The organism is Olleya sp. NP1-10 (genome assembly GCF_055804415.1).
On sequence record NZ_CM147840.1, the window covers coordinates 741,126 to 754,160 of the forward strand.

Below are 13,035 nucleotides of genomic sequence, written 5' to 3' on the forward strand. Positions count from 1 at the left end.
AAGCGTTTGTTTTAGCTAACAAACGCTTTTTTGTTTAAATTTATAATCACAACCAAAACGTATTTTAAAATGAAAAAAATAGCACTTGGCTTATTAACATTGTCCATAATTATGTCCTGTAAAGAAGAACAAAAACCACAAAAACAAACCAAAAGAGATATAGTTGTAAACTACCCTACTACAAACAAAGTAGATACTGTTACTAATTATTTTGGTACAGACGTAAAAGATCCTTACAGGTGGCTAGAGGACGACAGAAGTCCAGAAACTGAAGCTTGGGTAAAAGCCGAAAACAAAGTAACACAAGACTACCTAAAAAACATTCCGTATAGAAAAGAATTAAAACAACGCCTTGAAAAGCTATGGAATTACGAAAAAATAGGAGCTCCTTTTAAAGAAGGAGATTACACTTACTTTTATAAAAACAATGGACTACAAAACCAGTATGTAATTTATAGATACAAAACAGGTGAAGACCCAAATACAGCAACAGTATTTTTAGATCCAAACACATTTAAAGAAGACGGAACCATATCTTTAGGAGGTACAAGTTTTTCTAAAAACGGAAAAATTTTAGCGTATTCCATCTCTGAAGGAGGAAGTGATTGGCGCAAAATTTTAGTAATGGATGTAGAGTCAAAACAAATTATTGAAGACACTTTAGTAGACATTAAATTTAGCGGAATGTCTTGGTACAAAAACGAAGGTTTTTACTACTCAAGCTATGACAAACCTAAAGGAAGTGAATTATCTGCAAAAACAGATCAACATAAAGTATACTACCATAAACTAGGGACACCTCAAAAAGAAGATCAATTAATTTATGGTGGTACAGAAGTCCAAAAACATAGATACATTTACGGAACCGTTACAGAGGATGACAAATATTTAATTATTTCACCAAGAGTTTCAACCTCTGGAAACAAATTACTAATTAAAGATTTAACACAACCTAATAGTAACTTTAAAACTATACTTAACCACACAGATAGCGATACTTATATTATTGAAAATGAAGGTAGCAAATTATTTATAGTAACAAATCTTAAGGCTCCAAACCAGAAAATAGTAACTGTTGACGCTGCAAATCCAACTCCAGAACATTGGGTTGACTTTATACCAGAAACCAAAAACGTTTTAAGTCCTTCTACTGCTGGTGGATACTTTTTTACAGAATATATGGTTGATGCTGTATCAAAAATAATGCAGTACGATATGACAGGAAAATTAATAAGAGAAGTCAAATTACCAGGTATTGGTAGTGCTGGAGGTTTTAGTGCTAAAAAAGAAGACACAAGTTTATATTATTCGTTTACCAATTACGTTACTCCTGGAAGCATTTATAAATATAATATTGAAGAAGGCATATCAGAATTATATCGTAAACCAGACATAGATTTTAATCCAGAAAATTTTGAAAGTAAACAAGTTTTTTACGCTTCCAAAGATGGGACAAAAGTACCAATGATTATTACTCATAAAAAAGGCTTAGAACTTGACGGAAAAAACCCAACTATTCTTTATGGATATGGTGGATTTAATGTTAGTCTAACACCAAGTTTCAGTATTGCTAATGCTGTTTGGATGGAACAAGGTGGTATATACGCAGTGCCAAATCTTCGTGGTGGTGGAGAATATGGAAAAGCTTGGCATGATGCAGGAACTCAATTAAAAAAACAAAATGTTTTTGACGATTTTATTGCTGCTGCAGAATTTCTTATTGATAACAAATATACTTCTTCAGACTTTTTAGCTATTAGAGGAGGATCAAATGGTGGTTTATTAGTTGGTGCAACAATGACACAACGTCCAGATTTAATGAAGGTCGCAATACCTGCTGTTGGTGTTTTAGACATGCTACGTTACCACACATTTACTGCTGGAGCAGGCTGGGCTTATGACTACGGTACAGCAGAAGATAATAAAGAAATGTTTGATTATTTAAAAGGTTACTCTCCTGTACATAACGTAAAAGAAGGCGTGCAATATCCTGCCACTATGGTAACTACTGGTGACCATGATGACAGAGTAGTACCTGCGCATAGTTTTAAATTCGCAGCAGAATTACAAGCCAAACAAACAGGAACAAACCCAACCTTGATTAGAATTGAAACTGATGCTGGTCATGGTGCAGGAACACCAGTTAGCAAAACCATAGAACAGTATGCAGATATTTATGGTTTTACTTTATACAACATGGGATTTGACGTTCTTCCAACAGAAATAGAAGATTTTAAAGACTAAAAAACAATACGTTAATAAAAAAAGGGGACTAATATTTTCTATTGGCCTCCTTTTTTTATATTTGTTAAAATCTTAACTAACCCAAATTTAGACACTGATGAAAAAAACCATCCTACTGGTCTGTTTCGCAATCACTTGTTTAAGCATCAATGCACAAAAAGCAGATGTAAAAACAAAAGAAATTAAAGCTACTTTTGAACAGCCAGAATTTCTTAAAAACATTAAAACTTATAGTTATACAATACAAGATGATGGTACCTACTGGAATTACACTCCTACAGCTCAAAACCCAACATTAGCATCAAATACAGAAGGTATAAACCTTAGTGGGTTAGAACGTGTAAAAGATAGTGCTGACTTACAAATTGTTGTTGGTTTTTCTGGAAACCAATTAAAAACCAGTCCTGGTTTATACGTTTTACAAGGTACTTACCATATTATGGTACTAAACAAAGACAACAAGCTATTGTTAACCATAGAAAAATCTGTTGAAAAAAATGTTAATGCAGGAGACAATAGATACAGCATAACAAACAGAGACTCTAGAAACATAACCAAAGCACTTATTGTGACTGAGCATGTAGAAAAGCTTTTAAAGGAATACGAACATTTATTTTCTGGTACAGCAGACTTAAAAGTACCTTTTGGCTTATTCAAAAAAACAAAAGGTGGTGTAGCAGAAAGTTTTAATGAAACTTCAAAACCATTAATAGACTCAATAATTTCAAACAGTAATAACATTGAAAATATTGATAAAGCTATTACTTTTTGGACAGAGCAATTAGAAGTAGATTTTGGAAAAAAAGTAAAAGACAAAATTAAAAACCGAGTAATATATGCTAATTTGACATCTGCTAACTTACTTAAAAAAGATCTTGAATCTGCAAACACTAATTTTGATCTTGTTAAAGAAAATACAGGTTTTTTTGATACTTGGACCTCTAGCTACAAAACTATTTTTAATCGCTTTGAAAGCTTTAAGGAACTAGGTGACCCTAAAAAACTTACAACTATTAATCTTACACCAACATCTTCTTATTTAATAACACTTCCTTCAGGAAAGTATTATAATAAAGATAAAGATCCAATTGTTTGCTCTAAAATTGAAATTCAAAATTTTGTACCAAACACTAAATCAGGAATTGCCTCTTTAGACTCAAAAGTGAAACCAGAAATTTATCTTTATGAAAACGATAAAAAAACACTTCGTTATTTTGGTAGTGATAATACCAAAATAATTACAGATCAAGGCGAAGAAATTGTTTTTAAAGTACATAAAGGAGAATATAAAGCTTGCACAAAACAAGACGATGGTACATACAAAATATACAACAGTAATACCATTATCAAATAAATAAAACTATATTAAAAAAAGGCATTCGATATTTGAATGCCTTTTTTTATTATTTAATGTTTTTCTTAAATAAGCCTTAAAAAACAATCTATCTTTTGGTCGTATTAAGCAATTAATATAGTTTTACGCTTCTAAATGAACAAGACTCTAACTAAATACTTACTTATATCTGTACTCTTATTACTAATAAGTGTTACTAATGTTTTTGCAAATTCGTTTGTAAATAATAATCCGTATTTAATAAATGTCAACACACCTCAGACTACAAATCAGACAACATTTGTAAAAAACTCAGTATTTACTTTTCATTTTATAGTTCATCAAAATAAAGATGCCGAGCTATTTTTTGATTATACAGAAACTGAAGAGTCTGAAAATGAAGAGTCCACTTCTACCATAGTTATAAAGTCTTCATATAACTATTTAAAAACATATTTAACTACACAATCTCTAACAGGTTTGTCTTATCGTCTTGATAAAGAAACAAAAAAACACAAACCTCAACCTTGTCAAACTTCGACAAAAACTCATGTAAGATTACAAGTATTTATAATCTGATTCCTCTTCCTTTTTAAACCAAAATCGTATTGGTTTTCCCTCATTTTTTCGATAAAAAACTTATTACAACTAGTCTTTATTATGCTGTATTAGCAAGTATTGACTGCAAAGACATTTTATTTCAACAATTTATTTCAAATTAAAAAAATATGAAAAAAATCTTCATTTTCATGGGTGTATTCGCATGTCTAATTCATACAAGTTGCGAAACTAAAAAAGAAGAAAAAAAGAACAAGTAGCTTTTCTTGTTACAAACCCTATTAAAAAAGACACTATTATACTAAAAGATTACGTAAGCCAAATACATTCGATAAAACACATAGAACTAAGAGCTTTAGAAAAAGGGTACTTAAAAAACATTTATGTGGACGAAGGGCAACAAGTAAAAAAAGGGCAAGTAATGTTTCAAATAATGCCTAATATATATCAAGCTGAATTACAAAAGGCTAAAGCAGAATCAAATGCAGCAGAGATAGAATTAAAAAACACAAAACTTTTAGCTGATGGTAATGTGGTCTCAAAAAACGAATTAGCTATGGCTAATGCAAATCTAGACAAAGCTAAAGCAGAAGTCGCTTTAGCACAAACCCATTTAGGTTTTACTAGAATACACGCTCCTTTTAATGGTACTATGGATCATCTAGAAGCTAGAGAAGGTAGTCTTCTTGACGAAGGAGAATTATTAACTACATTATCAGACAACAGTAAAATGTGGGTGTATTTTAATGTTCCGGAAGCCGAGTATTTGGATTACATAACTAGCGTAGATAAAGACACAAAAAAAGAAGTGCAATTATTAATGGCTAATAACAAACTTTTCAATCAAAAAGGAATTGTTGAAACAATAGAAGGTGAATTTAATAGCGAAACAGGAAATATTGCTTTTAGAGCCACTTTCCCTAATCCAGATGGTATTTTAAGACATGGTGAAACAGGTAGTGTTTTAATGCGTGTTCCTTTTAAGGATGTCATTATCATACCGCAAAAAGCAACTTTTCAAATTTTAGATAAAACCTATGTCTTTATTGTTGATAAAAACAACATCGTAAAACAAAAAAAATTAATGTGGGTGCAGAGTTGCCACACTTGTTTATTGTAGACAAAGGTCTTAATCAAAACGACACTATTTTACTAGAAGGAATTAGAATGGTTAAAAATAACGAGGAAATAAAAACCAAGTTTTTAGAACCAAACAAAGTAATGTCTGAGTTAGACTTATATGCTGAATAATTTTAGAATTTAATCTACAAAAGACATGTTTAAACAATTTATAAAAAGACCCGTTTTGGCAATTGTCATTTCGGTAATCATATTATTTATAGGTGGATTGGCCATCAAACAACTACCTATATCTCAGTTCCCACAAATAGCACCTACAACGGTAAATATTTTTATAGCGTACCCTGGTTCTAGCTCCGAAGTATTAGTTAACTCCACATTAATCCCTCTTGAAACAGCAATAAATGGTGTTCAAGACATGCGTTATATTGCCTCTGATGCAACAAGTGCTGGAGAAGCAACTGTTCGTGTTATTTTTGAACCAGGTACAGATCCCAACGAAGCAGTCGTCAGGGTAAAAACACGAGTAGATCAAGTAATGCCATTATTACCAGAATTGGTCCAACGTGAAGGTGTTATAATAACACCTGTACAACCTAGTATGCTAATGTATGTTAACCTTTCTAGTAGCGATAAAAATAACGACGAAAAGTTTTTATACAACTATGCTTACACAAAAATTATTCCTGAAATACAACGTATTAAAGGTATTGCAAGTGCTAAAATTTTAGGAAGTAGAAAATATGCGATGCGTGTTTGGTTAAAACCAGATCGTATGAGAGCTTACAATATTTCTGCAGAAGAAGTTTTAGAAGCTATGGAAGAACAAAGCATACTTGCTAGACCTGGACGTTTAGGTAGAAGCTCTGGTATGACCTCTCAATCTTTAGAATATGTATTAACTTATGAAAACAGATATAACGAGCCTGAACAGTACAAAGACATTATTATTCGAGCCAATAGTGAAGGAGAAATTATTAAGTTAAAGGACATTGCAGAAGTTAATCTTGGAAGCGAATTTTTTGATATTTATTCTAATTTAGATGGTAAACCATCAGCATCCATAGTATTAAAACAAACTTTTGGAAGTAATGGTAGTGATGTTATTGATGCTGTAAAGGAAAAGCTAGAAGAATTAGAAGTAGACTTACCTCCAGACGTAGATTTTCAAATAAGTTATGACGTTTCTAATTTTTTAGATGCTTCAATAGAGCAAGTTTTACATACGCTTAGAGATGCCTTTATACTTGTAGCAATTGTTGTATTCTTATTTCTAGGAGATTGGCGTTCTACTTTAATTCCAATTATAGCAGTTCCTGTATCTTTAATTGGTGCTTTTTTCGTGATGCAATTATTTGGATTATCAATAAATTTAATCACATTATTTGCTTTAGTATTAGCCATTGGTATTGTCGTTGATGATGCTATAGTTGTAGTAGAAGCTGTACATATAAAAATGGAAGAAGATCATCTGTCTCCATACAAAGCTGCTTCTGCTGTTTTAGAAGAAATTGGAGGCGCAATTATAGCAATAACATTAGTAATGGTATCCGTATTTATACCTATTGCGTTTATGTCTGGTCCTGTTGGTGTATTTTATAGACAGTTTTCTATAACCATGGCTGGCTCCATTATTATATCTGCAATTGTAGCCTTGACATTAACTCCAGTTTTGTGTGCAATGTTATTAAAAAACAATCACAATAAAAAACGTAAATCTATAGTAGATAAATTTATTGATTGGTTTAATCGAGGCTTCGAAAAATTAACAGGAAGATACATTACAATTCTAAATAAAATAGTAGCAAGACGTATTGTTACTTTCGGAATTTTAGCTGCATTTTGTATTGGTATATTTTTCACTAATAAAGTATTACCGGCTGGTTTTATACCTAATGAAGACCAAGGAATGATTTATGCCATTATACAAACACCTCCAGGAGCAACTTTAGAACGTACTAATGAAGTTGCCAAAAAACTTCAAAAAATATGTGAAGAAACAGAAGGCGTAGAATCGGTATCGTCTTTAGCTGGTTATGAGATTATGACCGAAGGACGAGGCTCTAACGCTGGTACATGCTTAATTAACCTAAAACCTTGGTCAGACCGTCATCACTCTGTACATGAAATCATGGAAGAGCTGGAAGAAGAAACTAAAGACTTAGGTGCTGTAATAGAATATTTTGAACCTCCAGCAGTACCAGGATTTGGATCTTCTGGTGGTTTTGCTTTACGTTTATTAGACAAAACCAACTCTACAGATTACCATCATTTTGAGAGTATTAACAATGAGTTTATGGACGCTTTATCAAAACGTAAAGAGTTATCTGGTTTATTTACTTTCTTTTCGGCCAATTACCCACAGTACCAATTAAAAATAAATAATAAAATTGCGATGCAAAAAGGGGTAACCATTAGTAAAGCAATGGAAAACCTAAATATTTTAATTGGTAGTACTTACGAGCAAGGTTTTATTAGGTTTGGTAGGTTTTTTAAAGTCTACACACAAGCTGGTCCAGAATATAGACGATTGCCATCAGATTTAGAAAAGCTTTTTGTAAAAAATGAGGAAGGTGAAATGGTACCTTATTCTGCTTTTATGAGTATAAACAAAAAATTAGGACCTAACGAAATTACAAGATATAATCTCTACAATTCGGCTTCCATTAGAGGTCTTCCTGCAAAAGGTTATACCAGTGGAGATGCTATAAATGCTATTAAAGAAGTTGCTACACAACAATTGCCAAGAGGATACGATATTGCTTGGGAAGGCTTATCGTACGACGAAGCAAGAAGAGGTAACGAGTCTATTTATATCTTTATAATTGTTTTAGCTTTCATGTATTTTGTTTTAGCTGCTCAATACGAAAGCTTCTTACTACCATTAACCGTAATATGCTCTTTACCTATAGGTGTTTTTGGATCCTTTGTTTTACTTAAAGCAATGGGCTTAGCTAACGATGTATACGCGCAAATAGGCATAATAATGCTCGTTGGTTTATTAGGTAAAAATGCGGTTTTAATTGTAGAATATGCAGTGCAAAAAAACAGGCAAGGTGCAACAATTTTAGAATCTGCTATTGCTGGTGCAAAAGCTAGATTTAGACCAATTTTAATGACCTCCTTTGCTTTTATTGCTGGACTAATTCCTTTAATTATTGCACATGGTGCTGGTGCTATTGGAAATAAAACCATTGGTGGATCATCTTTAGGTGGTATGTTAATTGGAACACTTGGTGGTGTATTTATTATACCAGGTTTATATTACATATTTGCAAAAATGGCAGATGGAAAAAGCCTTATAAAAGACGAATCTCATGAGCCACTTTCGGAAGAGTTTATTAGAACAAGTGAATCTTCCAATAATCAAACAAATGAGAATACAAAACAAATAAGTAAGCTTAAAAGTCTACTTAAAAAATTAAGTAAAAAAAATAACAATGAATAATTTTAACACATCCATAAATATCAGGAAACTATATGTTATTGTCATTCTTACAATGGTTTCAATAGTGTCCTGTGTACCAACAAGAAATGTTAGAGAAGAAAATAAAACAGTTCCAAAACAGTATAAAAACAATATAAAAGATAGCACAAATACCGCTAACATACAATGGAAAGACTTTTTCACAGATCCTAATTTAGTTAGTCTAATAGACACTGCTTTAGTTAACAATCAGGAGTTAAACATCATGTTACAAAAAATAGAAATAACTAAAAACGAGATACAAGTAAAAAAAGGGGAATACCTTCCGTTTGTTAATGCATTTGCTGGAGCTGAAGTAGAAAAAGTAGGTGAATATACAAGAAATGGTGCTGTAGAGAAACATCTAGATATTAAAGAAGATGAAGAATTTCCAGAACCATTAACTAATTTTACTGCTGGACTTACAGCATCTTGGGAACTTGATGTTTGGAAAAAACTTAGAAACGGAAAAAAAGCAGCTGTTTTAGAGTATTTAGCTTCGGTAGAAGGTAAAAACTTTATGGTAACTCAATTAATTTCAGAAATAGCAAGTGCTTATTACGAGCTTATGGCTTTAGATAATCAATTAGCAATTATAGAGCAAAATTTAAGCATTCAGCAACAAGCTTTAAAAATGGTAAAGCTTCAAAAGGAAGCTGCTAGAGCAACACTTTTAGCTGTAAGACGTTTTGAAGCCGAAGTATATAAAAACCAAAGCAACAAATTTCAAATTCAACAAAAAATAATAGAAACCGAAAATTCAATTAATTTTTTAGTTGGTAGATATCCACAAACTATAACTCGAAGTTCTGATCATTTTATTGACAAAGAACTTAACAAAATGTCTGCTGGTATTCCCGCTCAATTATTGGCTAATCGTCCAGATATTAAAAAAGCAGAATATGAGTTAGCAGCTTCAAAATTAAATGTAAGTGTTGCAAAAGCAAATTTTTATCCTTCAATAGGTATTAAAGCTAGTGTTGGGTTAGAAGCTTTTAAGCCTAAATACTTAACCAATACACCAGAGTCATTATTATACAATTTAGTTGGAGATATTGTTTCTCCTTTAATTAATAGAAATGCCATTAAAGCTGAATATAAAAATGCAAACACTAGACAATTACAAGCTGTTTTTGAATATGAAAAAACCATTTTAAATGCTTTTATAGAAGTAAAAAATCAATTATCTAATATAGATAATCTTAGAAAAAGCTACAGACTTAAAGAAGAACAGGTACAAGCACTTACAGAATCTATAGAGTTATCCCTAAAACTTTTTAGATCTGCAAGAGCAGAATATACAGAGGTCCTTTTAACACAAAGAGAAGCATTAGATTCTAAAATAGAAATTATAGAAACTAAACGCAATCAATTACTCGCCAATGTAAAACTGTATCAAGCTTTAGGTGGTGGCTGGAATTAAACCAATTACTTTTTAAAAAATTAAAAACCGCTCAAGTTAATGAGCGGTTTTTTTATGTTATTTTTGTTATATGCTTCAAGTAAAAAATCTTTCATTTTCATTTAAAAAAACTCCTGTTTTAATAGGTATTGATTTTACTGTAAAACAAGGTGAAAACGTCGCTATAATTGGCGAAAGTGGCTCAGGAAAAAGTACTTTACTAAATCTTATTTATGGCGAATTTGACTTAGAACAAGGTGAAATATTCTGGAATAATCATCAAATTTTGGGACCAAAATACAATTTAGTTGTTGGTTACGAATTTATGAAATACGTCTCGCAAGAATTTGACTTAATGCCTTTTATTACTGTAGAAGAGAACATAGGCAAACATCTTTCTAACTTTTTTCCTAAAGAAAAACAGGCTCGTACAGCAGAATTATTAGAAGTTGTAGAACTTACTGAGCTAGCAAAAACCAAAGTAAAAACCCTTAGTGGAGGACAAAAACAACGTGTTGCTTTAGCTCGTGCTTTAGCAAAACAACCTGAAATTATCTTACTAGACGAACCCTTTAGCCATATTGATAATTTCCAGAAACAATCTTTACGCAGAAATGTGTTTAAATATCTTAAAGATAAAAATATTACTTGTCTAGTCGCCACACATGACAAAGAAGACGTTTTAGGTTATGCGGATAGAATGATTGTTTTAAACAATCACAAAATAGCTGTTAATAACAGTCCTGAACAATTATTTTTAAATCCCGAAACGCCTTTAGTTGCTTCCTTTTTTGGAGAATTTAATATAATTGAGAATACTATCATATATTCACACCAATTAAAAATTGTTGAGCAATCAAATTTAAAAGCAACAGTTATTGAAAACTATTTTAAAGGCAGTTATTACTTAGTCGAAGCCTACTTAAACGACGATATTGTGTTTTTTGAATCAAAACACAAACAAGCTATAAACAAAATCATTCATCTTGAGGTTTGCAAATAAGGTCAATCACCTTAAAAACAGACGTGTAACACAGTTAAATCTTAACAAGAGAAACCTTAGAACAAAAGATGATTAAAAATCTTCACGTTCAGCATATTGCAGCCCTTCAGGCAATTCAATTGAAGAAAATTCTAAATGTAAAACTCGTCTTGATTTCTTAGAGGTTGTTTTTGATGAAGCGTGTAATAAAAAAGGTTTCATTAATTGAATACCTCCTGAATTAACTTCACTTACAAAAGGAATCGAATGATTAGAAATCAATTTGATTTCTTCATCAGTCAATCGTTTATTATGCGATCCAGGAATCACTTTTAAAGCACCATTTTTCACAGTAACATCATCTAAATGTATACGTATTGTAAACGTGTTTTTAGATATTTTTTCAGGAGGACACACACTAACAACACCTTGTTTATTAGTCCAAGACTTAAAACCATCTACCTCTTTTTTTCTAAAACATTTATTGGAACATCCTGATGCCAGGTTACATACCAATTGTCATTTGTGGATTTATCAAAATAAATTGCTTTTGTTAAAAACGCCTCTTTATCAATGGATTTAATTACTTTTTTAAAATTTTTATTAAATAAAATCACTTTAATATCTGGCATCTTTTTTAAAACCTCTCGCATTCCAAAAGAGGCTTCATCATTAGCCTTAAAATAAGCATCAAATTTTGCCTTTAATTTTCTGATGTCTCTTTTTGTATATACATGATTCAAAATCCCAAAACCTTTATACTCTAATCGTCTTGCAATAGTGCGTAAATTTTTGTCGCTAATTTCAGTTTCATAAGCATCTACAGCATCATATAATCGTTCTTTAATATTTCGTTTTAAACGCTCTGGAGCCAAAACTTTTATTCCTTCACCTAGGCCTAAAATATCTTTTTCTAACTCAAAATTTAACTGAACCATTAATGATATTGTGACGCCATAATTATCACGACTAACTACTTTTTGCGAGTGATGTAATGGTTTTGTCAACACGTAAGGTGCTTGTCTATGGGTGACATAAAGTAATACGTTTTCAGGTTTTAAATTTGGACTAACCGACACTCCTATTGCATGATTATAATATGTTTCAGAGTTAAAACTAGCATCTAAAACAAATTTAACATCACTTTTATCAACAGACAAAATGCGGTCTAAAGCCAAATTCATAATACCTTCATTTTTATTTCGTCTACCAATAACAAACCATCTATTTCTAAATTCTTTTAATAAGTAAGGATAAAAAATAAACGTGCTCTTACTTCTTGCTTTAAAAGATTGATAAGTAATATTTATCGTTTGTTTGTTTTGAATGAATTGATACAATGTATCCAAAAACTCTAGGCCTTTTAACTCCTCATTTTTCTCAAAATCGATTAATGATTTTTCATGTGTTTTTTGTGTATAAACATGATCTTCTAACTTTTGAACCATACTACCCAATTCATTAAAATGAGAAAACCCTTGAAATTGTTTTAAAAATGAAACTGCTTCAGATAATTTTTCTAAATCATGGTTAGAAATTGGACTGTTTGTAATACTATAATTAACATCTTCATACTTATAATATTTTCTGTTATAAACCACAATTGGTGCATTGTAACCTAATTTATCACTACGCATCATTTGCAAATCCAATTGCACTGTACGTTTACTAACATCTACATCTTTGCCTTCATAGTCATATAACGCATCAGAAACCGCTTCAATCAAATCATTAAGCGTCCATTGTTTAAATGTATTTTGAAGACATTTATCAATGGTTTTATACCTAATTAAAGCATTTTTATTAACTGCCATTTTAAAAAATATTTGCTCTAATTTATGACAAAATATTTAGTGCGCAAAGTTATTGCGCAAACAAGAAACACCTTCAATATCTAATTTTAAACAAAAACTTCTTGCTTTTTTCAAAAAAATATAATACTTCGTATTATGAGGCTAAATTTTAACCAC

The 13,035-nt window shown here is 31.2% G+C and carries 8 protein-coding genes and 1 pseudogene; 7 read left to right on the top strand and 2 right to left on the bottom strand.

Annotated features, from left to right (window positions below; all coding sequences use genetic code 11):
• Nucleotides 1-69 precede the first annotated feature (69 nt).
• From AC0L4B_RS03355 to AC0L4B_RS03385, 7 genes and pseudogenes are all read left to right on the top strand, one after another.
• The gene (locus AC0L4B_RS03355; protein ID WP_473438543.1) at nt 70-2,244 is read left to right on the top strand and encodes a prolyl oligopeptidase family serine peptidase; all 2,175 of its coding nucleotides are present in this window, start codon (nt 70-72) and stop codon (nt 2,242-2,244) included.
• Between the two features lie 97 nt (nt 2,245-2,341).
• The gene (locus tag AC0L4B_RS03360) at nt 2,342-3,598 is read left to right on the top strand and encodes a hypothetical protein (RefSeq protein WP_473438544.1); all 1,257 of its coding nucleotides are present in this window, start codon (nt 2,342-2,344) and stop codon (nt 3,596-3,598) included.
• A 135-nt stretch (nt 3,599-3,733) separates the two neighbouring features.
• On the top strand, nt 3,734-4,156 hold the full coding sequence (locus tag AC0L4B_RS03365) for a hypothetical protein (RefSeq protein WP_473438545.1): 423 nt from the start codon (nt 3,734-3,736) through the stop codon (nt 4,154-4,156).
• Between the two features lie 149 nt (nt 4,157-4,305).
• Nucleotides 4,306-5,386: pseudogene (locus AC0L4B_RS03370) on the top strand (efflux RND transporter periplasmic adaptor subunit).
• Nucleotides 5,387-5,411: 25 nt separating this feature from the next.
• Nucleotides 5,412-8,663, top strand: coding sequence for an efflux RND transporter permease subunit (locus tag AC0L4B_RS03375; RefSeq protein WP_473438546.1), 3,252 nt, complete (start codon nt 5,412-5,414; stop codon nt 8,661-8,663).
• Complete coding sequence (locus AC0L4B_RS03380) at nt 8,656-10,104, top strand: TolC family protein (protein WP_473438547.1); 1,449 nt, start codon at nt 8,656-8,658, stop codon at nt 10,102-10,104. The genes AC0L4B_RS03375 and AC0L4B_RS03380 overlap by 8 nt, the downstream gene beginning before the upstream one ends.
• A 70-nt stretch (nt 10,105-10,174) precedes the next feature.
• Nucleotides 10,175-11,086, top strand: coding sequence for an ABC transporter ATP-binding protein (locus AC0L4B_RS03385; RefSeq protein ID WP_473438548.1), 912 nt, complete (start codon nt 10,175-10,177; stop codon nt 11,084-11,086).
• A 72-nt stretch (nt 11,087-11,158) separates the two neighbouring features.
• Here AC0L4B_RS03385 and AC0L4B_RS03390 read toward each other — a convergent pair whose 3' ends face one another.
• Both AC0L4B_RS03390 and AC0L4B_RS03395 read right to left on the bottom strand, forming a co-directional pair.
• Nucleotides 11,159-11,581, bottom strand: coding sequence for a phytanoyl-CoA dioxygenase family protein (locus tag AC0L4B_RS03390; RefSeq protein WP_473438549.1), 423 nt, complete (start codon nt 11,579-11,581; stop codon nt 11,159-11,161).
• A complete protein-coding gene (locus AC0L4B_RS03395; RefSeq protein WP_473438550.1) occupies nt 11,524-12,879 on the bottom strand; it encodes a WYL domain-containing protein in 1,356 nt (451 codons plus the stop codon). Before AC0L4B_RS03395 ends, AC0L4B_RS03390 begins: the two co-directional genes overlap by 58 nt.
• Nucleotides 12,880-13,035 lie beyond the last annotated feature (156 nt).

Bases quoted from the DNA above. Each gene is read 5' to 3' on its own strand.
- AC0L4B_RS03355 (WP_473438543.1), top strand. From the start codon at position 70: ATGAAAAAAATAGCACTTGGCTTATTAACATTGTCCATAATTATGTCC.
- AC0L4B_RS03360 (WP_473438544.1), top strand. From the start codon at position 2,342: ATGAAAAAAACCATCCTACTGGTCTGTTTCGCAATCACTTGTTTAAGC.
- AC0L4B_RS03365 (WP_473438545.1), top strand. From the start codon at position 3,734: ATGAACAAGACTCTAACTAAATACTTACTTATATCTGTACTCTTATTA.
- AC0L4B_RS03375 (WP_473438546.1), top strand. From the start codon at position 5,412: ATGTTTAAACAATTTATAAAAAGACCCGTTTTGGCAATTGTCATTTCG.
- AC0L4B_RS03380 (WP_473438547.1), top strand. From the start codon at position 8,656: ATGAATAATTTTAACACATCCATAAATATCAGGAAACTATATGTTATT.
- AC0L4B_RS03385 (WP_473438548.1), top strand. From the start codon at position 10,175: ATGCTTCAAGTAAAAAATCTTTCATTTTCATTTAAAAAAACTCCTGTT.
- AC0L4B_RS03395 (WP_473438550.1), bottom strand. From the start codon at position 12,879: ATGGCAGTTAATAAAAATGCTTTAATTAGGTATAAAACCATTGATAAA.